We start from the raw sequence: 20,685 nt of genomic DNA, 5'->3' as shown, positions 1-20,685 counted from the left end.
AGATCGGGGCAGTGCGTTACAGGCCGATCACTGGATAGGTTCTGTATGGTTAGAAAAATGTTTTGCTAGTTTTCAGCAAGCACCTGACGGCTGGCCCGAACACGGGAGACACGACGCCCTTCCATATCCACCACTTCAAACAGCCAGCCAGAGTAAGCCACCTTGTCCCCCACCGCAGGCACACGCCGCAAAAGGGCAAGCAGCAGCCCACCAAGCGTATGATAGCTACCTTCATCCGGCAGAGTACGCAGTCCCAGACGATCTTTCACTTCATCCGCTGAATCCGTGCCATCCAGCAGCAGCACATCGTCCTGCGTGGCTTCATGGTGGGTATGCGTTGCCTGTTGGGTTTCATGCACGCCTTCCCCAACAATGGCGTCAAACAGATCTGATGCCGTGACTATGCCTTCAAAAGACCCGTATTCATCAAAGACAAAGGCAATGCCCAGCGGAATGCTGCGCATACGTTCCAGCATATCAAATGCGGAAATACTGTCCGGTACCACCACCATCTGGCGCAGACCTGCCTCTATTGAGACCGGCATCCCATCAAGTGTGCGGTCCAGCATGTCCTTGGCCAGCACCACCCCCACGGGATTATCCACGCCGCCTTCACACACCACCAGCCGCGCATAGGTTGTCTGTTTCAGCGCTTTGATCAGCGCTTCACGCCCGGCATGGCGGTCAATCCAGAACAGTTCATTACGGGGGGTCATGATCGCGCGGACAGGACGATCAGCAAGACGCAGAAGCCGCTCAATCATGGTGCGCTCTTCATGCTCCAGCACACCGGTTCTGGCCCCTTCAGCAATGTAAGCCTTGAGTTCTTCTTCCGTCAGCGTCTGGCTGACAGCATCGGCGGCTCCCATCAGCTTGAGCACCAGATTGGAAGACTGCCGCAAAAGCCCCACAATCGGCCGTGTGGCATACGCCAGCATTTCCAACGGCAGGGCCAGACGGGCCGCCATGATTTCCGGTTCACGCAGGGCAAGCTGCTTAGGCACAAGTTCACCCAACACCAGCATGAGGGCTGTGATGATCAACACCACCAGCACCATGGAAACCTGACCGGCTATGGGGCGGATGACGTCAATTTTTTCAAGCAGCGGAGTCAGATGGGCTTCCACCTGCACACCGCCAAACGTGCCTTCCAGAATGGACACCAGAGTCATGCCAATCTGCACGGTCGGCAGGAAAATCTGCGGATCTTCAGCAAGCCTCATGGCACGGTCAGCACCCCGTAGGCCCTGCTCACGGAGAATGGCAAGACGCGGTGTTCTGACAGAAATAAGCGCCAGTTCCCCCATAGCAAACACTGCGTTCAGGAAAATCAGGAGGAAAATGACAAGTATGGAAACAGTCATGAAAAACAGAAGCCCTGCGTGACGGAATGTCTGGAACGCACGATAGGGGAAGCTGCGCCGAGAAACCAGTTCACCAAACAAGAAACAGGACTGACATCATTGACCTGTGCTGCGCCTATACGCAGGCCAAGACGCGCTGACCTTCTTATGCGGGATCTGTATATCTGGCAGACCAATAAAACAACCTGATCTGGTCCTTTTTCACTCTAGCGACAAAAAGAAAGGGCGGTCCGTTACCGAACCGCCCTTTCTCCTCATGGAGTCGGAAAACCCGAAATCAGTCAGCCGCAGTTGCTTCAACCGGTGCCGCGTCCGTTTTAGCCGGGGCGGGCGCATCCGTTTTGGCTTCCGTGCGGATAACCTTCACACGCGGGGCTTTTGCGGGCTTACGGGCCGCAATTTCCGCCATCTGCTCTTCAACCTGTTTGGAGAACACGTACTGGGCCGGGCGCTGGTTAGCCAGCGAGATTTCCGGAGCCATCGGCTTTTCTGTTTCCGGTCCGAACAAGGCAACCTTGGCAATGTGCCAAGGCCTGCGCACGGCATCCATCACAGCGGTCGATTCGTAACCGGAGTGCACCATGCAGTCAGCGCACTTTTCGTAGTTACCGGTGCCGTAATCATCCCACTTGGTATCGTCCATCAGTTCCTTGAAAGACTTGGCATAGCCTTCACCCAGCAGGTAGCACGGGCGCTGCCAGCCAAACACGTTACGCAAGGGCTTGCCCCACGGCGTGCAGTGGTACTGCTCATTCCCGGCCAGGAAGTTCAGGAACAGCGGAGACTGCGTAAACCGCCATTTCTTGCCTTTGCCCAGACGGAAGATGTCACGGAACAGCTGCTTGGTTTTCTGGCGGTTCAGGAAGTGTTCCTGATCCGGCGCACGTTCATACGCATAGCCCGGAGCGGTCATGATTCCGTCCACGCCCATGGCCATCACTTCATCAAAGAAGGAGGCCACACGCTTGGGGTCTGCGCCATCAAACAGGGTGCAGTTGATAGACAGACGGAACCCGCGGGCCTTGGCTTTCTTGATGGCGGCTACCGCGCGTTCATACACCCCGTCCTGACAGACGGAGGAATCGTGCATGGACTTGTCACCATCCAGATGCACGTCCCACGAGAAGAAGGGTGAGGGTTCGTACTCATCCATCTTCTTTTCAAGCAGCAGGGCGTTCGTGCATAGATAGACGTATTTTTTCCGGGCGATCAGGCCACGGATAATTTCCGGCATTTCCTTGTGCAGCAGCGGTTCACCCCCTGCCACGGCAATGACAGGTGCGCCTGCTTCCGCATCCGCATCCAGACATTCCTGCAGCGTCATGCGCTGGTTCAGGATTGCCGCCGGATAATCAATCTTGCCACACCCGGCGCATGCCAGATTGCAGCGGAAAAGCGGCTCAAGCATCAGCACCAGCGGGTAGCGCTTACGTTTCTTGAGATGCTGTGTGACGACATATTTGCCGACCCTGACGGCCTGCATTATCGGTACGGCCATAAACCCCCGCTTCCGGCGCTTCTCTTACGCCCGCATCATAAACTGGATGAGACTAGTAACGTGTCAAAAAACGTGGCCCTGCCAAGCACCGGTCAAGCCCGCTTACCTTACGGCAGCCGTTCATGACGGCGCGCACAGCCACGTAGGTTCTGTTGGCCTGCATATAGGTCGGCCCTTTTGTCAAGCTCAAGCCTTTTTCAAATCATGTGACAAAAAAGACACATTCACAAGTTAGTTTTTTAGAAAGCCTTGCGTTCAGGCCAGAAACATTAAACCAAACGTGGCGGATCGCAGTGTCCGCTAGACATTTTGCGCGACGTAAGACACGCAAAAGGCAGCAAGTTCCGACCGCCCGATTCAGGTACGGCATCCTGCTTGCCGCAAGCAAGAAGATGGAAACGATCGCATGGACAGTTCTCCTGATAAGAAACCGGCGCTTTCCGCCGTGACATCGCATTCCTCCGCTACATCTGGCGCCAACGGCCCGACCATCCCGACGCTGGGCCGTTTTCCTGCGCTGGACCGTGTGACGTATCCGTCTGACATGCGGAACTTCTCGGTTGAGCAGCTCAAGCAGGTTGCTGATGAACTGCGGGCCGAGACGATTGATGCCGTCTCCACCACCGGCGGGCATCTGGGGGCGTCTCTGGGAGTTGTGGAACTGACCGTGGCCCTGCATGCCGTGTTCGACACGCCTGAGGACAAGGTGATCTGGGATGTGGGCCATCAGGCCTACCCGCACAAGATCCTCACCGGCCGGCGTGACCGCATCCGCACCCTGCGCCAGCCCGGTGGCCTCTCCGGCTTCACCCGCCGGTCTGAAAGCACCTACGACCCGTTTGGCGCGGCCCACTCCTCCACGTCCATCTCCGCCGGGCTGGGTATGGCCGTGGCCCATCACCTGCGCGCCGAGGAAGACCCGTCCTACCGTGAACGCAGCGTGATCGCCGTGATCGGCGATGGTTCCATCTCCGCCGGCATGGCCTACGAGGCCATGAACAACGCCGCCGTAGCGGGCCCCGGTGCGGAACGGCTGATCGTCATCCTCAACGATAACGAGATGTCCATCGCCCCGCCTGTGGGCGCGATGTCCAACTACCTCTCCCGCCTGATGTCCTCGCGCAAGTTCATGGGCCTGCGCGAACTGGCCGGAAAAGTGGTGAAGAAGCTGCCCGCCCCGGTGGAACGCACGGCCCGCAAGGCCGATGAATATGCCCGCGGCATGATCACCGGCGGCACCCTGTTCGAGGAACTGGGCTTCTATTACGTCGGCCCCGTAGACGGGCATGATCTGCCGCAACTGGTGGCCATCCTGCGCAACCTGCGCGATACGGATAACGGCCCCATCCTGCTGCATGTCATCACCGAAAAAGGCCACGGCTACCGCCCGGCTGAAAAAGCGGGAGACAAGTATCACGCCGTGGCCAAGTTCAACGTGGTCACCGGCGAGCAGAAAAAAGGCCCGTCCGGCCCGCCCTCCTACACCTCCGTCTTCGCCCGTGAACTGGTGCGCCGCGCCGCCACGGATGACCGGATCACCGCTGTCACCGCCGCCATGCCGTCTGGCACGGGGCTGGATGCATTCGCCAAATCCTACCCTGACCGCTTTTTTGACGTAGGCATTGCCGAACAGCATGCCGTGACCTTTGCCGCCGGCATGGCCACGGAAGGGCTGCGGCCGTTCTGCGCCATCTACTCCACCTTCCTGCAGCGCGCCTATGATCAGGTGATGCATGACGTGGTGCTGCAGAAGCTGCCTGTGCGCTTCGCCATTGACCGTGCCGGTCTGGTGGGCGCGGATGGCGCCACCCATGCTGGCGCGTTCGACCTCGCCTATCTGGGCTGCCTGCCGGGCATGACGCTGATGGCTCCCGCAGATGAGGTGGAACTGCTGCACATGACGGCCACCGCCACCGAATTCGATGAAGGCCCGATTGGTCTGCGCTACCCGCGTGGCGGCGGTCTGGGCCTTGATCTACCGGCCGAAGGGCAGGTTCTGGAGATCGGCAAGGGCCGGATCATCCGGGAGATGGGCCGTCAGGCCGGCGGCGAGAAAGGCGGCATTGCCATTCTCTCGCTGGGCCCGCGTCTGGCTGAAGCCCTGAAGGCTGCGGACATGCTGGCCGCCCATGGCCTGCCGCCCACGGTGGCCGATGCGCGCTTTGCCAAGCCGATTGATGTGGAACTGGTGGAAAATCTGGCCCGCAACCATGCCGTGCTGATCACGCTGGAAGAAGGCTCGATTGGCGGATTCGGCACGCAGGTCGGCCATCATCTGGCCCGCACCGGGTTGCTTGATAACGTCCGCTTCCGTCCCCTTACCCTGCCCGACATCTTCATCGACCATAATTCGCAGGATGCTCAATACGAGCAGGCTGGACTTACAGCGCCACACATCACAAAAACCGCTCTCAGCGCATTGGGCATCGGAGACATGCTTCCAATGAACTTGCCAAACAGCTCAACGGGAACAAAATCATGAGCATGAAACGTATTTCTCTTCGTGCAGGGCTTGTGCTCGGTCTGGGCATGGCACTGCTTCCCGCTGCTGGAACGAGCATTCTTGCTCCGGCAGCCGTTGCTCAGTCTGCTCCCGCCAGTGCTGTCAGCGCACCAGTGCAGACCCTGTATGCCGCACTGGACAAGGCTCAGAATTCAAGCGCCAGCTTTGCTGAACGCTCCCAGATTGTCGGGGCTGCCGTTGATCAGGCCTATGATCTGGACGCCGTGCTGAAGGCCTCCATCGGCCTGCGCTATCAATCCTTGGCGGCGGAAGACAAGCAGAAGCTGCTCAGCGCGTTCCGTGATTTCACGATCGCCCGTTATGTTTCCAGCTTCAAGCCGGGTTCTGGTGCACGCTTCACCGTAAAACCGGCCATTGAAAATTCACCTGTGGGTGATAATAAAATCGTGAACACGTATATCGGGTCAGACGACAGCATGCCGGGCACCCCTGTAAGCTACATCATGCATAACGATGCATCCGGCTGGCGCATCACTGATGTATTGCTGGGCGAATCCCGCATCAGTCAGGCTGCGGCCCAACGTTCCGATTTCAGCTCCACGCTCACGTCTGGCGGCGTACCGGGCCTGATCAACGTTCTGGAACGCAAAGTTAAAACCTTTTCTAAAGATTGAGCAGGAAGAGGGACGTGAAACAAAGCGGATGTACCGACAGCCCATCTCCGGGCCGCGTAACGGCTGAGCTGTAATGTCCGCTTTCCCTTTTCTGGCTGCCGCAAGCGCTGTGCTGGCGGTTTGCGGGTGCGTCCAGTCCATGGCGGGCGCACTATTGCTCCGGCGTTTCCGCACGCAGGAGCGTAAGCCGGTCACGCTCACGCCGCTCCCTCCAGTAACGGTTCTCAAGCCCCTCTATGGGTCCGAGCCGTTACTGGAAGAAGCGCTGGAGAGTTTCTGCACGCAGGATTACCCTGGCGGGGCCGTGCAAATTCTCTTTGGTGTGCGGGACGATGATGACCCCGCAATCGCCATTGTCAGGCGTCTCCAGCAACGCCACCCGCATCTGGATATGCAGATTGTGATTAATCCCGCCGTACATGGGATGAACCGCAAGATCAGCAATCTGATGAACATTCTGCCTCAGGCGAAATATGACATCCTGGTCATTTCCGACTCGGATATTCATGTCACCCCCGATTATCTGCGGCATATTGTCAGCGCGCTGAGCAAACCCGGCACGGGGCTGGTCACCACCCTGTATGCCGGGCTGCCAGCCAAATCGACCGTGGTGCAGATGCTGGCTGCCTGCCAGATCAACCACAACTTCCTTCCGGGCGTTATCCTGTCCCGCTATCTGGGGCGGCAGGACTGTCTGGGCGCCACCATGGCCCTGAAGCGTGAGATGCTGGACGCTGTAGGAGGGTTTGAAGCCCTGCTGCCCCACGTAGCGGATGATGCCCTTCTGGGTCGGCTGGTGCGGCAGCGGGGTTATGACATCACCATTGCCGATTGCCTGACATGGACCACCATTGCGGAACGCAATACATCTGAACTGCTTTCACACGAGCTCAGATGGGGCCGCACAGTCTGCACCCTCGCCCCCGCCGGGTATGCGGCCTCGTCCATCCAGCTTCCGCTTTTCTGGGCGACTCTGGTGTTTCTGTTCCAGCCTCATGCGCTGTGGGCGTGCCTGCTGTTCTTCAGCGTATGGGCCATACGGGCCGTGACCGCCCTGCTCATAGACCGGACGGTCGGCACCCGACCCTTGTGGCCCCTGCTGCTTTTGCCCATGAGAGACTGGCTTTCTGCGGCCATTATGGTGGGTAGCGCCAGTGGCACACGTGTGGACTGGCGTGGGCAGACCATGCATGTCGCGCCACACCCCATTCCCCCGCCGTCTCCGGGGCATTTGTCAGCAGAGCGCTGATACTGCTTGTCTCGCCCCTCCCTCGGCGGTAAGTCCCTACCCATATTTCCTGAGTTTCTCAGAACACCTTTCAGCCTTGTCAGGATAAGACCCATGATGAGAACCCTTTTTCTCCAGCCTCCGACCTTTGATGGTTTTGATGGCGGTGCTGGTTCCCGCTATCAGGCGCGACGTGAGATCAAATCCTTCTGGTATCCAACCTGGCTTGCCCAGCCGGCCGCCATGGTTGAAGGCAGCCGTCTGATTGACGCACCGCCTGCTGGCATGGGTATGGACCCCATTCTGGAAGACGCGAAGAACCGCGATCTGGTGGTTCTGCACACCTCCACCCCATCCTTCGCGAAGGATGTGCAGGTGGCCCAGATGCTCAAGGACACCAACCCCAACCTGAAAATCGGGATGGTGGGCGCAAAAGTTGCCGTTCAGCCGGAAGAAAGCCTGCTGAAAGGTGCTCCGATCGACTTCGTGGCCCGTAACGAATTTGATTACACCATCAAGGAAATTGCTGAAGGCCGCGATTTCAAGGATGTGGACGGCATTACATGGCGCAACAAGGATGGCGTGATTGTCGCCAACCGTGACCGCGCCATGATTGAAGACATGGACAGCCTGCCCTTCGTGACCGAAGTGTACAAGCGTGATCTGCGGATTGAAGACTACTTCATCGGCTATCTCATGCACCCGTACATTTCCATCTACACAGGCCGTGGCTGTAAATCCCGCTGCACCTTCTGCCTGTGGCCGCAGACGGTGGGTGGCCATCGCTACCGCACGCGCAGCCCGCAGCATGTGGCAGCCGAAATCCGGCTGGCACGCCAGTATTTCCCGCAGGTGAAGGAATTCTTCTTTGATGATGATACCTTCACTGATGACCTGCCCCGTGCGGAAGCCATTGCGCGTGAACTGGGCAAGATGGGCATCACTTGGTCCTGCAACGCCAAAGCCAATGTGCCGCGTGAAACCCTGAAAGTTCTGCGTGACAACGGCCTGCGCCTGCTGCTGGTAGGATATGAAAGCGGCAATCAGCAGATCCTGCACAACATCAAGAAGGGCATGCGCGTTGAAGTGGCGCGTGAGTTCACCAAGAACTGCCATGAACTTGGAATCAAGATTCACGGCACCTTCATTCTGGGTCTGCCGGGCGAAACCAAGGAAACCATTCAGGAAACCATCAATTTCGCCAAGGAAATCAACCCGCACACCCTTCAGGTGTCTCTGGCCGCTCCGTATCCGGGCACAGCCCTGCACAAGCAGGCAACCGAGAACGGCTGGCTGGATGAAAGCAATGCGGAACTGATTGACGAAAACGGCGTGCAGATGGCGCCGCTGCATTATCCGCATCTGTCCCACACGGAAATTTTCACCAGCGTGGAAGAATTCTACAAGAAATTCTATTTCCGCGCCCCGAAGATTGCGTCCATTGTCAGTGAAATGGTTCGTTCTCCGCAGATGATGAAGCGCCGCCTGCGTGAAGGTGTGGAATTCTTCCACTTCCTGCGCGACCGTAACGCGGCCTGAGAACGCTCCACTTCCTGTTGGGTTGGAGAGTATGATCTGGCTCCTGTGTCTGGCCATACTCTCCCCTCCGCGACGGGAAGACAGGGTTTACCCATGAAACGCGCCATTATTTCCGCTGATGATTTCGGCCTGTCGGTTGAAGTGAATGAGGCCATTGAGATCGCCCACCGCGAAGGTGTGCTTTCTACCGCCAGCCTGATGGTGGCGGGCCCCGCTGCGGAAGATGCCGTTGAACGGGCAAAACGCCTGCCAAACCTTGGGGTCGGGCTGCATCTGGTGGTGATTGAAGGGGCTTCTGTTCTGCCCCACACCCGTCTGCCACTGGTCACCCAGCCCGATGGCTGGTTCTCTTCCTCCCAACTGGGCCTGGGGATTGATTACTTTTTCCGCCCCGAAGGCCGTAAGGAACTGGCAGCCGAGATCACGGCCCAGTTTGAGGCTTTTCGGCGTACGGGGCTGGTTCTGGACCATGCAAACGCCCACAAGCACATGCATCTCCATCCCACGGTTGGCCGTCTGCTGATTGATATTGGCAAGCAATATGGCCTACGGGCTGTGCGCACACCGCTGGAACCCCCAGAACCGCTTTACGCGGCTGGCACCTACACGGATACGCTGGGAGACGCCGCCCTCCGCCGGTGGACCAACCTGCTCCGCCACCAGATCCTTTCCGCAGGGCTGGTAACCAATGACTGGTGCTTCGGCCTGGCATGGAGCGGACATATGACAGCCGACAGGGTGGCCGCCCTTGCAGCCCATCTGCCCGAAGGTGTGTCTGAAATCTATTTTCACCCCGCCACCCATAAAAACGCTCTACTGCAAAAGCTGATGCCCACCTATGAGCATAAGGCGGAATTTGAAGCGCTGTGTTCTTCGGGCTTTCGGGCAGGGTTAGAGCATTCGCATGCTGTGTTGTCTGGATGGCGGGATATGATCCCTTCATAAACCGACAGGTTTCTTTGCAAGCTATGATATAATTATCACATTTTTGGTAATTTTCTTTCGTTTTCGCTCATATTTCTTGTTATAACTTACTCAATTGTTGACGCTGTTTTTCCTTTCTGTTTCAACTTCTGCCTGACCACTCAAAAAACAAAAACGAAATGGTCCACGCATTATGAAAAACAGCGCCTCTTCCCCAGCAACGTTCCGCCAGCACTCTCATCACGCTGGCTGTTTGACTGATACTCTTCTGTTTTCTCCCGTTTCTCAGAACGCCCTTGGCCTTACAACGGCATGGCGAAAAGCCGTTCACGTCCGTGCAGGACGTTACAGCCCTGTAGGCTTTACCCTGCACGGTTAACGGCTAGAGGCCCCCTGCGCCTCAGCCTCAGGCATCGCCATTTTTTCCTACAAAACGAGAATTCAGGCATGAGACTGTCAGAAGCCCGTTGCGATAAAACGCAACGCCCGCTGTCGTACACCAGATCCCGTATGGATACAGGCTATCTGGCCCTGGCGCTTATAGTGTCTTGGGGAGCGAGCTCGCACAAAGCGGCAGCTGCCCCCCAGACATTGGAAAAACCCGTAGCCCCCGTAACGGACGCCATTGTCAGCCCGAGCGCCAAGGTCCGCCCGAATGTTACGGCAACCACGCGCCCGCTGAATACGGGCATGATGGATGCTGGCAGCCTTGGGCCTGATCCGGCTGCCATCAAGCGCCCGCCCAACACACCTATTCCTCCAAGCGGCGTACCGGTTCTGCCAACCCCCGGTTACGCAACCATGAGTGTGCAGTCTTACGCACCGGCGGGGGATCAACAGGGAGCGGCCCACACGCTGGAGCTGGATGCCCTGACATCATGGGAAGGACCATCAGGACTGCTGCCACCACGGCTGGATGCCCTCCGCCGCATGGACATGAACGACCCCTATTACGTACCCACGGCAGGCTCTGGCCATCTGGTGCCACAACTGACAGGCCCCAGAAACTGGCTGCATGACCGCGGCTTCACGTTCTCCTTTACCTACAAGGGAGAAGCCATGGGCGTGATGACAGGAGGGCTGGAGAAAGGGGTCAGCTATGTGCATGAACTCACCCTTCAGGGCGTATTTGACCTTGAACGGATGGCACATCTGAAAGGATGGTCCGTGCATGCACTGGTCATGGAACGGGCAGGCAAGGCGCTGCAAAACGGGCGGCTGGGCGAGTATTACGTTGCCATGCAGGAAGTCTATTCTCTTTCTGGCAACGTGGCGGCGCATCTGGTGGATCTGTATGCCGAAAAACGCTTCATGCAGAACCGCATGGACGTCATTTTCGGCCGCATGTCCCTCACCCATGTGTTCGCCACCTCTCCGCTGCTGTGCTCCTTCATGGTCACATGCTCCGCGCCTGTTGCATTGAAGCAGAATCCGGGTTTCAGCGTTTACCCCAAAGCCACATGGGGCGCACGGGTGCGCCTGCGGCCAACACGCGATACAGCGCTGCAGGTGGGCGCGTATTCCGTCAGCGCCCTGACCGACAACCCGAGCGGCTGGGCGTGGGGAGCAGAAAATACCACTGGCCTCTCCCTGCCGATCGAATTCACATGGCAGCCCTTTCTGACCCGCAACCGTCTGCCGGGCCACTATGTGATCGGCTATGCGCATGACACCACCCGCTATGCGGACAAGATTTCCTCCGCACTGCCTGAGAAGGTTGCCGAAACCATTCCCGGAAAACGGTCTGCCCCGTCAGACATGTTCTGGGTGGAAGCAGACCAGATGATCTATCGGCGTGGCGGACGTAACATGATGGCCGGCGGCTATCTGATGGCAGGTTACGTGCATGTCACCCCACGCGTGGTCAATCTGTCTGATCAGGCCTATGCGGGGTTCTCTCTGGTGGGGGTCATCCCCTCCCGTCTGACAGACCGTCTGGGGGTTCTGTATTCCTGGTATCATGTCAGCCGCCGCAGGAGGGAAAGCCAGATTCTGGCGCAGAATGCAGGTCTCTCTCTGGGCCCCACCCTGCATGGCGTGCAGAATAACGCGCACATCATTGAGGCCTATTACGCCATAGATGCCTTTCCCGGCGTGCTGATCCAGCCCACGTTCCAGTACATGATCCATCCGGGTGAGACACACCACATTCCTGATGCCTCCATCATGGGGCTGAAACTGATCGCCAATCTCTGACCATTATTCCCCTGTATGGAATGCATCTGAAGCCGTTCCATACAGGCATCGCGCGCGCTTTGACGCGCACGGCACCTAGGCATGGCAGCGCCTCTCTGCTAGGCAGCAGAGGATACTTTAACATTCTGACGCTGGCATGACTGACACGCCTTCTTCTCCCTCTTCCGGCCCTTCTGTAACGTCCAAGGCAGCAGACGCAAAAGCTGACCGTGCAGCACGGCAGGCCGCTGCGTTGCGCGCCAACCTGCGCCGCCGCAAACAGCAGGCCCGCAGCAGGCAGGAACAGGAAGCGGATACTCAGCCCGCCACATCCCCAACAGACCCCGCCAATGGAGAAACCCCGACATGCCCGTGATGCCCGATACTTGGATCCGCCAGATGGCACAGGATCACGGCATGATCGAACCGTTTGTAGAAAGCCAGAAACGGGAAGGCGTGATCTCCTACGGTCTGTCCTCCTACGGGTATGATGCGCGCGTGGCGGATGATTTCCGTATTTTCACGGATGTGAACAACGCCATTGTGGACCCCAAGAACTTCAGCCCTGAAGGATTTGTGTCCCGCAAGGCAGATGAATGCATCATTCCGCCCAACAGCTTTGTGCTGGCCCACACCATTGAATATTTCCGCATCCCGCGGGATGTGCTGGTGGTGTGCCTTGGCAAATCCACCTATGCCCGCTGCGGTATTATTGTGAACGTCACACCGCTGGAACCCGAATGGGAAGGCCAGGTAACAATCGAGATCAGCAACACCACCCCGTTGCCTGCGCGCATTTATGCCAATGAAGGCATCTGCCAGTTTCTGTTCTTCAAGGGAGAAACCCCGTGTGAGACCAGCTACGCAGACCGCGCAGGCAAATATATGGGCCAGCGTGGCGTTGCCACGCCCCGCATGTAAGCAGAACCCATGGACAGATTCATCATCCGGGGTGGCCGCCCCCTTCACGGCGAAATCACGATTGGCGGGGCCAAGAATGCTGGCCTGAAACTGCTTGTAGCAGGCCTGCTGACTTCTGAACGTCTGGTGCTGACCAATGTGCCGCACATTGCGGACATTGCCACCATGTGCGCCCTGCTGACCCAGCACGGCCTGACGGTTGAGGCTGTAAACGGTGACAAGACCACCCTTTCCGTAGGGGGCGAAATCACCAGCACGGAAGCGCCTTACGATATTGTTTCCAAGATGCGGGCCTCCATCCTTGTGCTGGGCCCACTTCTCGCCCGCTGTCGGGAAGCCCGTGTTTCCCTCCCCGGCGGCTGCGCCATTGGCACCCGCCCTGTGGATATGCACCTCAAGGGGCTGGAAACACTCGGCGCTGTCATCACGCTTGAAAACGGCTACATCCATGCCCGCGCCCCAGAGGGCCTGAAGGGCGACCGCATCGTGCTGCCGTTCGCCTCGGTCGGGGCAACGGAAAACCTGATGATGGCCGCCACCCTCGCCAAAGGGCGCACGGAAATTGTCAACGCGGCGCGTGAGCCGGAAATGGCTGATCTGGCAAGCTGCCTGAACGCCATGGGTGCCAAGATTACCGGTGCGGGCACGGGCCTCATTATTATTGATGGTGTGGAAGCCCTGCACGGAACCACGCACCGCATTATGTCTGACCGCATTGAATGTGGCACATACGCCTGCGCTGCAGCCATTACCGGGGGTGACCTTCGCCTGATTGGTGGTCAGGTTGAACATCTGGGCGCTGTGGTGCGCGCATTTGAAGAAGCGGGCGTGGAAGTAACGCAGGAAGGAAATGCCATGCGCGTGCGCCGCACCGGTGCGCTGCGTGGCATTGATATCATGACAGAACCCTACCCTGGCTTCCCGACAGACATGCAGGCCCAGTTCATGGCGTTGCTTTCTGTTGCGGAAGGTGCATCCATGATTACGGAAACCATTTTTGAAAACCGCTTCATGCATGTGCCGGAACTCAACCGTATGGGCGCACGCATCAATGTGCATGGCTCTTCCGCCATTATCCGGGGCGTGCATAGCCTTTCTGGCGCACCTGTCATGGCAACAGACCTCCGGGCATCTTTCTCGCTGATTCTGGCGGGGCTGGCGGCCCATGGAGAAACCATTCTGAGCCGGGTCTATCATCTGGACCGTGGTTATGAAGCGGTAGAACGCAAACTGGCCGCCTGTGGCGCCCAGATTGAACGTGTCAGCAACTGACATTTTCAAGGCCGGGCTTTTTATAGCCCGGCCCCTGTTCAGCATGCCTGCATAAAAAACAGACACGTAAAAACCACTCAGCCTTCAGATTTTTTGCAAAACTGGCTGCATTTTCCTGATACAGGTTGGCCCCTATGGGCGCTTTGCGTGCCTGATGACGTGTCGTGTGCCAACACTCATCAAACCTTGGCAAAAAATTTGAGAAATACAGTAAACAAGCAAAGCGGCTGTCTGTTTTTCCGACCACTCAAGCATCGTTACAGAGTACTGGCAGAGATCTGCCCTTCTCCCTTTTTTACTCAAGCCTAACATTTTCCTTCTGCCCCGGAAAATTTTCACGGGGCAGGAGGATTACGCCTTATTGCGGCTGGTTTGCTGCATCAATTTCCAAAGCAAGCTGCGCCATTTTCAGCGCCCCTTCCCGGCTTTTAGCACCGCAAATGAAACGGGCCGGATGCGCAAAAACGGCGTCTTCCACGCCAGAGACCTGCGCCAGCGTCTCTTTTTCCAGTCCACCCCATGCTTCCGGCAGGGAAACCCGTTGGCCGAAATCCCCGCGCACGGGCGGGATTGCCTTTACGTTCCACTGATCCGGACCAGCCGGAGACACAACATACACAACCGGAAGATCATGCTCGAAGATCACCTTCTCGGTCGGCATGCCGGTTTCCATGAGCAGAATCCGTTTGTCTTCGGCTTTTTCATAGGCTTGCAGAACGCGGTCTGTTGCCTTCAGGCTTGCGCGCACACGGTCAACCGTGTTGACCAGATGAGCCCCCGCCGCTGTCGCCGCATTGGCAAAACCCAGAGCTTCCCGCGCCAGCGCTTCCTGCCGACCATACAGTTCCGTTGTGTCCCATGCAGGGCCACAGGCGGAGACAATATCCGCCAGAGAAAGTTTGCCCATTTTGGCAACGCCATTGTCATCCTGATCAATGGGCAGAATCAGGGATTTGTCGATTGTCCGCCACATTGCCTCCAGTGTGTCATCATCCACCGGGCTGGTCAGAATATTACGCAGGGCAGCGCGGCCATAATCTTTCCACAACAAACCTGCCGCGCTGTATGGCACCCCATCTTCACGCAGGGGCTTTTCCTTCATGTGGTGGTCATACCGCCCCTGGGCAGGATCATGACGGCCGCCTACGTCAAAAACAATATCAGCCTGGGCAATCTGGTCTGGGGCACGCGTGCGGACCAGTTCCAGCCCGTCGGATGCTGCACGGTCAATCACGCGCGCGCGCAGATCTCCTTTGGGGGCAAGAGCGTAATGAAGAATGACATACCCCATTGTCTCATCAAGATGGAAATTCCCTGAATGGGTCAACGCTCTGATGGATCGACGCTCTTGTTCAAGACCAATGGGAGTATGTTCTGACATCTAAAAACCTGCTGACAAACGGAAAGAAGAGTTTGGAGTTCCGCCCTTTCATGCCTGACAGCGCGGATACAGACAATGCGTTCTCACCATTCCTGCGTCCTCCGCACATTTTCCAGCCATCACAAAGCGGATTGTGGGGCTCGTTTTCGATCACGCCCCCCTGTAAGACGCAACCTTACGCGACAAGATATTCACAGGCTGTTTGAGCAATCTGTGTGGGCGGTCTACGGGCGTTTTTTGTAGCTGAACCGTTTGGATTTACGCCCTGATCGTGCCGCATCCGGGCTGACAATCTCTCTTTTCACTTTCTAGAATGCGGCAGCCTTCGATGGCTGAATTTTCAAGCCGACTTTAAAATCAGACTTACAGTGAACATCTGGACGAAACAGGATTCTTCCGACGCAGGCTTTCCCCATAAAAAAGCCGGAGCGGGATATGTCCCCTCCGGCTTTTTCGTGGCTCTCAAGCCGTGTTTATTCCCACCAGATCGACAGGGAGCGAACGCCCTGTGCCCCGCGGATCAGAACCCCCTGAATATCCGCTGTCGCGGAAGGGCCGCTCATCAGCACGCCATAGTTGGCGGTGTGAAATTCCGGACGCTCCAGATAGGCCGTGTGCATATTGGCGGTCAGATTTTCCTCAGACAGGATCACCACAATATGCTGGGTCAGATGCGCGGCTGAATTAAGGTTATTCAGTTGCGCTTCGCTTAGATAGATGGACCCCATTTCCGCAATACCGAAGGGGCTGCGTACAACCAGCACATCAGTGGCCGCTGCCTGCTGCGGAGATTCAATCTCTTCAATGCGAATGGTGCCTTCAAAATCAGGCACAGCGGAGCAGATCACCTTGGCGTCTGGAAAACGGCGGGCAATGGCCGTGGCCAGTGTGTCACCTTCCTGAGGCATCAAAATCTGACCACCCAGAATCTGAAGGGAATTTTCAAACCGGTCACGCCCCTTATCCATATCCCCCAACATAGCCACGGGTGGCAGTGGATGGGCAGCAGGGTCTGGACGGTTGGCGCGCAGGGTCGCCAGAATGGTATCGCGCGAGCTCATTGTGCCTTGTCCTTCTTCAGACGGTTCTGCTTGTACCAGCTATGGAAAGTCTGCTTCACCGGGTGCGGCAGTTCCCTGTGTTTGCCCCACGGGTTGAGCCAGTTATACAGCACAAAGCGCGGCATGGTGCTGAGCGCGACCTCGGTCCCGTTAATGGCTGTGCGGTACAATTTGGGCTGACCCATCAATTTGCCAGCCATATGCATGATCTCCCGCTTCACAAACGGCAGTTCATGATGTTCGGCCAGCACACGCCGCCATTTGTAAAGCTGCTCATGAATATTGATCTTCACGGGACAGACGTTGGTGCAGCTTCCGTTCATGGTGGAGGCAAACGGCAGGGTGCTGTATTTCCGTTCATTGAAGGTGGGATCAATGATTGCGCCAATCGGGCCAGAATACACGGCACCGTAGGACAGACCACCGGAACGGCGATAGACCGGGCAGGTGTTCATGCAGGCACCGCAGCGGATACATTTAAGAGACGTCCAGAACTCTTCCATGCCCAGCCGGGTGGAGCGTCCGTTATCCACCAGAATAATGTGCATTTCCCCGCCCTTTTGCGGGCCACGGAAATGGGTGGTGTACTGCGTGATGGGCGAACCAAGCGCGCTGCGTGACAGCAGCCGCACAAACACGCCAAGGTCAGCCATACGCGGCACAAGGCGTTCAATCCCCAGCGTAGCAATATGCAGGTTTGGCACTGTAGAGCTTAGATCTGCATTGCCTTCGTTTGTGCAGACAACAAAGGTTCCGGTTTCCGCCACCAGAAAGTTGCCGCCCGTCATGCCTGCATCCGCCGTCAGAATAACGGGGCGCGCCGCCATACGCTGTGCTTCCGCCAGGGACTGCGGATCGTTATCGTTCGGGTCCGTATGGTAGTTTTTGGCAAAAATCTTTGCCACATCCGGCACAAGTTTGTGCACGGCGGGCACAACAATATGGCTGGGAAGCTGATCATCAAGCTGCTGGATGCGCTCGCCCAGATCCGTTTCCGTCACGGTTACACCGCGCGGCTCCAGATAAGCGCGCATGTCACATTCTTCCGTGACCATGGACTTGCTCTTGATGAGCGACTTTGCACCGTGCTTTTCCAGAATCTCGCCAACAATGCGGTTATGTTCCGCACCATCAGCCGCCCAGTGCACATGAATGCCATTCTTTTTGGCATTGGCTTCAAACTGCTCCAGATATTCAGGCAGGTTGGCCAGCGTGTGCTCCTTGATTTCAGAAGCACGCGTGCGCAGATCCTGCCATTCCGGCAGCAGGTGCATCTGCTGGTCGCGCTTCTGACGCATGTCCCACAGCCTTTCATCATGAAAGGTCAGATGCGGGGCGTCTTCCAGAAACTCTTCCGCCGCCTTGGCGTGATTGACTGGTTTGACCTTCATGCCCGTGCTCCGTTCAGGATTTCAGCAATATGAATGAAGCGAATGGGCACGCCATTCCGCTCAGCACAGCCCTGCTGATGCATCATGCAGGACGTATCGGCCGAAACAATATATTCCGCCCCGGCATTGTGATGGTCACGCACCTTGTCCAGCCCCATACGGGCGGAAATGGCTTCTTCCGTTACGGAGAACGTGCCACCAAACCCGCAGCATTCATCAGGCCGCTTGGGGGTTGCAAAGGTAATGCCCTTTACTTTTGACAACAGATCCATGGGTTTGGAGAAGAACGGCTCTCCCAGTTCGGACATGCTGGCAGTGCGCAGGGCGCGCAGGGTGCCGCAACTGTTGTGCAGGCCTACCTTGTGCGGAAACTCTGCCCAGGGGAAAGCATCAACTTTCAGAATGTCGTGCAGAAATTCCACCAATTCGTAGGTGTTCTTGCGCACATGCTTAACGTCTTCCGTCTGCGGAATGGCGTCAAAATTGTCGCGCACATGATGGGTGCAGCTACCGGAAGGCATGACGATGGCATCATATTTGGCAAAATTGCGCACAAACAACGCCTCGGCCGCGGCGGCATCAGAGTTGCAGCCGGAATTCGCCATGGGCTGACCGCAGCAGGTCTGATCCATTGGATACTCAACATCCTGGCCAAGTTTTTCAAGCAGTTCCAACGTCGCTATCCCGGCGTTAGGATAAAACGCATCAATATAACAGGGAATAAACAGACCGATCTTCATCAAACCCTCCGGTATAAAACAGGCTTACCCTGCCGCAATCATGATTTCGACAAGCGATGGACCACCGGAAGCCAGAGATGCTTCAATGGCAGGTGCGATATCCGCAGCCCGTGTAACCTGACACGAAGGTACACCCATAGACCGCGCCATAGCCTGATAATCTATGGTCGGATCAACAATATCCATAGCTGGATATGTTCCATCACGTGCAGAAATGTAATCTTTCTGCTGCCGCATGAAATTTTTGAGAACATTATATTCGCGGTTGTTCATGACCACGAATGTGACAGGCAGCTTTTCATGCGCTGCCGTCCACAAGGCCTGAGGCGAATAAAGCGCCGCACCATCCCCCACCAGAGAGACAACCCGGTCACGCCCCAAACCAAGAGAAGCGCCCACCGCAGCAGGCATGCCCCAGCCCAGCGCCCCACCCCGCAGGAAAGAGTATTGGCCAGACCATGAACTTTCCAGAAACAGCCGCACATCGGAAGACGTTGCAATAGCTTCATCCACAATCGCAACATCGGGACCGATGGCCCGCACAGCTTCCCACGCTGCCACCCGTGGCGGAATAACCGCTTCGTTCTGGCGGCTCTGGGCTTCCTGAATAGCCTCGGCCCGCAACGTCCGGCGCTGTTGCGCCACCGTGGCAGCATTGGCTGCATAAGCATCCTGCCGCCCAGCCGTTGCTGCCTGCAACAGCGGAAGCAACGCCGAGAGAGAAGCCTTGATATCCCCCACCACGGAAAGCGGCGTATAGAATGTGCGCCCCAAATCCTTCACATCGGAAGACATCTGATATACGGCGCATCCCGGCGGCACAGCCGGACCTTCCGTATAGAGAATGGTAATCAGGGATTTCCCACCCAATGCAAAAATGGCGTCATAATCACTCAGCCGTTCGGCAATCGCTGTGGCCTGGGTAGGCAGGTTGCCGCACCACAATGGATGTGCCGTGGGAAAAGGCACGCGAGAGGGCCAGGATGAACCATACACGGGTGCACCCAGGCATTCCGCTGCTGCTGCCACTTCAGCCGCAGCATCCGATGCATAGACTTCATCGCCCGCAATAATGGCCAATCGGCCTGGAGAAATGGCGGCTAATGTTTCCGCCAGTTGGTCCAGCCCGCCAGCCACAGCATTCCGATTGATGACTGAGGGAGTGCCAATATCCACGCTGCTCATTTCTTCCATGACATCCATGGGAAGAGAGAGGAAAACCGGACCTGTTGGGGCGGCCATGGAATCATGGAACGCGCGGCGCATCAGCACGGGAAGTTGGTCGGCATGCGCCACTTCCTGCGCCCATTTGACTGCCGGGCGTGCAATCTGAACCAGATCACCAAACAAAAGAGGGTCTGAGATGGTGTGGCGGGAATCCTGCTGCCCGGCCGTAACCACCAATGGCGTTTGAGACACGCTGGCATTCAGCAGATTGCCCATGCCGTGCCCCAGACCGCCCGCTGTGTGCAGATTCAGGAAACCCGGCTTGCGCGCTGCCTGTGCGTAACCATCGGCCATGGCCACCACGCTGGCTTCCTGCAGGCCAAGGATATACCGCACATCCTGCACTTCCAGCAGGGCGTCCATTAACGGGAGTTCCGTGGTACCTGGGTTACCGAAAATATACTCTACGCCTTCGCTACGCAGAATTTCCAGCAAGACCGCGGCACCCCGGCGTGTGCCGCCGTTGCCTGCTGCATCCACAGATGAGACCTGCATTCCTCTTTCCTTCACCAAAACATCCACGGGCGGCCCGCATGCGGTGAACGCCCTTTTATCTGTAGACGTTCCGGTGCTCTGGCGCGTCCGTCAAGCCGGATAGCCAAGGACACGCCAACAACCCACGGGTTTGCTGGCCTGCAAGGAGAAGCAGGAAAATGCTGTGTGAAGTCGGGGGGCGACATCTGCACGGATCAAGGTCTTTCATACTACGCAGCCGGGCGCAGGAAAGACATCAGGGAGAGGCATTCTCTCCCTCAATGCATTTTAAAACACCGCAGCGCCGTGTGTTATAACAGGAAGCGCTGCGGAGAAACAGTAAAACAATATG

At 57.2% G+C, this 20,685-nt stretch carries 16 protein-coding genes; 9 read left to right on the top strand and 7 right to left on the bottom strand.

Going from position 1 to position 20,685, the window contains the following annotated elements; genetic code table 11:
- Positions 1–65 precede the first annotated feature (65 nt).
- Both QWU00_RS09645 and hpnH read right to left on the bottom strand, forming a co-directional pair.
- Positions 66–1,364 (bottom strand): hemolysin family protein, encoded by a 1,299-nt coding sequence (locus QWU00_RS09645; protein ID WP_035377305.1) that lies wholly within the window; start codon positions 1,362–1,364, stop codon positions 66–68.
- Positions 1,365–1,641: 277 nt separating this feature from the next.
- Positions 1,642–2,862: an adenosyl-hopene transferase HpnH gene (gene hpnH, locus QWU00_RS09640; RefSeq protein ID WP_035377281.1), complete on the bottom strand. Its 1,221-nt coding sequence runs from the start codon at positions 2,860–2,862 to the stop codon at positions 1,642–1,644.
- Positions 2,863–3,352: 490 nt separating this feature from the next.
- On the opposite strand from hpnH, the gene dxs reads away from it, so the two are divergent.
- From dxs to murA, 9 genes are all read left to right on the top strand, one after another.
- The gene (gene dxs, locus QWU00_RS09635; protein ID WP_304651056.1) at positions 3,353–5,344 is read left to right on the top strand and encodes a 1-deoxy-D-xylulose-5-phosphate synthase; all 1,992 of its coding nucleotides are present in this window, start codon (positions 3,353–3,355) and stop codon (positions 5,342–5,344) included.
- Positions 5,345–5,346: 2 nt separating this feature from the next.
- Complete coding sequence (locus tag QWU00_RS09630; RefSeq protein WP_035377521.1) at positions 5,347–6,000, top strand: ABC transporter substrate-binding protein; 654 nt, start codon at positions 5,347–5,349, stop codon at positions 5,998–6,000.
- A gap of 73 nt (positions 6,001–6,073) precedes the next feature.
- On the top strand, positions 6,074–7,249 hold the full coding sequence (hpnI, locus tag QWU00_RS09625) for a bacteriohopanetetrol glucosamine biosynthesis glycosyltransferase HpnI (RefSeq protein WP_035377519.1): 1,176 nt from the start codon (positions 6,074–6,076) through the stop codon (positions 7,247–7,249).
- Between the two features lie 93 nt (positions 7,250–7,342).
- Positions 7,343–8,767 carry a hopanoid biosynthesis associated radical SAM protein HpnJ gene (gene hpnJ / locus QWU00_RS09620; RefSeq protein ID WP_006559363.1) on the top strand — a complete coding sequence of 475 codons (1,425 nt, stop codon included), beginning with the start codon at positions 7,343–7,345 and terminating at the stop codon, positions 8,765–8,767.
- A gap of 93 nt (positions 8,768–8,860) precedes the next feature.
- Complete coding sequence (gene hpnK / locus QWU00_RS09615; RefSeq protein ID WP_035377517.1) at positions 8,861–9,712, top strand: hopanoid biosynthesis-associated protein HpnK; 852 nt, start codon at positions 8,861–8,863, stop codon at positions 9,710–9,712.
- A 489-nt stretch (positions 9,713–10,201) separates the two neighbouring features.
- Entirely contained in the window at positions 10,202–11,887 is a 1,686-nt protein-coding gene (locus QWU00_RS09610; protein ID WP_035377513.1) for a carbohydrate porin, read from the top strand.
- 136 nt (positions 11,888–12,023) lie between these two features.
- On the top strand, positions 12,024–12,242 hold the full coding sequence (locus QWU00_RS09605; protein ID WP_035377512.1) for a hypothetical protein: 219 nt from the start codon (positions 12,024–12,026) through the stop codon (positions 12,240–12,242).
- Positions 12,233–12,787, top strand: a complete 555-nt coding sequence (dcd, locus tag QWU00_RS09600) for a dCTP deaminase (protein WP_035377510.1) — start codon at positions 12,233–12,235, stop codon at positions 12,785–12,787. The genes QWU00_RS09605 and dcd overlap by 10 nt, the downstream gene beginning before the upstream one ends.
- Positions 12,788–12,796: 9 nt before the next feature.
- Positions 12,797–14,059, top strand: coding sequence for a UDP-N-acetylglucosamine 1-carboxyvinyltransferase (gene murA / locus QWU00_RS09595; RefSeq protein ID WP_035377508.1), 1,263 nt, complete (start codon positions 12,797–12,799; stop codon positions 14,057–14,059).
- A 358-nt stretch (positions 14,060–14,417) separates the two neighbouring features.
- Here the strand turns inward: murA and QWU00_RS09590 are convergent, their stop codons facing one another.
- The 5 genes from QWU00_RS09590 to QWU00_RS09570 all read right to left on the bottom strand — a co-directional run bounded on the left by QWU00_RS09590 (position 14,418) and on the right by QWU00_RS09570 (position 20,354).
- Positions 14,418–15,440 carry an MYG1 family protein gene (locus tag QWU00_RS09590; RefSeq protein WP_035377504.1) on the bottom strand — a complete coding sequence of 341 codons (1,023 nt, stop codon included), beginning with the start codon at positions 15,438–15,440 and terminating at the stop codon, positions 14,418–14,420.
- Between the two features lie 473 nt (positions 15,441–15,913).
- Positions 15,914–16,501: a LutC/YkgG family protein gene (locus tag QWU00_RS09585; RefSeq protein WP_035377503.1), complete on the bottom strand. Its 588-nt coding sequence runs from the start codon at positions 16,499–16,501 to the stop codon at positions 15,914–15,916.
- The gene (locus QWU00_RS09580; protein ID WP_006559351.1) at positions 16,498–17,892 is read right to left on the bottom strand and encodes a lactate utilization protein B; all 1,395 of its coding nucleotides are present in this window, start codon (positions 17,890–17,892) and stop codon (positions 16,498–16,500) included. Before QWU00_RS09580 ends, QWU00_RS09585 begins: the two co-directional genes overlap by 4 nt.
- The gene (locus QWU00_RS09575; RefSeq protein WP_006559350.1) at positions 17,889–18,632 is read right to left on the bottom strand and encodes a (Fe-S)-binding protein; all 744 of its coding nucleotides are present in this window, start codon (positions 18,630–18,632) and stop codon (positions 17,889–17,891) included. The genes QWU00_RS09580 and QWU00_RS09575 overlap by 4 nt, the downstream gene beginning before the upstream one ends.
- 24 nt (positions 18,633–18,656) lie before the next feature.
- Positions 18,657–20,354 (bottom strand): thiamine pyrophosphate-binding protein, encoded by a 1,698-nt coding sequence (locus QWU00_RS09570; protein WP_035377501.1) that lies wholly within the window; start codon positions 20,352–20,354, stop codon positions 18,657–18,659.
- Positions 20,355–20,685 lie beyond the last annotated feature (331 nt).

Origin of the sequence: Acetobacter tropicalis (genome assembly GCF_030644465.1) — a bacterium.
GTDB classification, from domain to species: Bacteria; Pseudomonadota; Alphaproteobacteria; order Acetobacterales; family Acetobacteraceae; genus Acetobacter; species Acetobacter tropicalis.
Note: the sequence above shows the minus strand (reverse complement) of the source record. Positions and strands in the feature narration are given on the sequence as shown.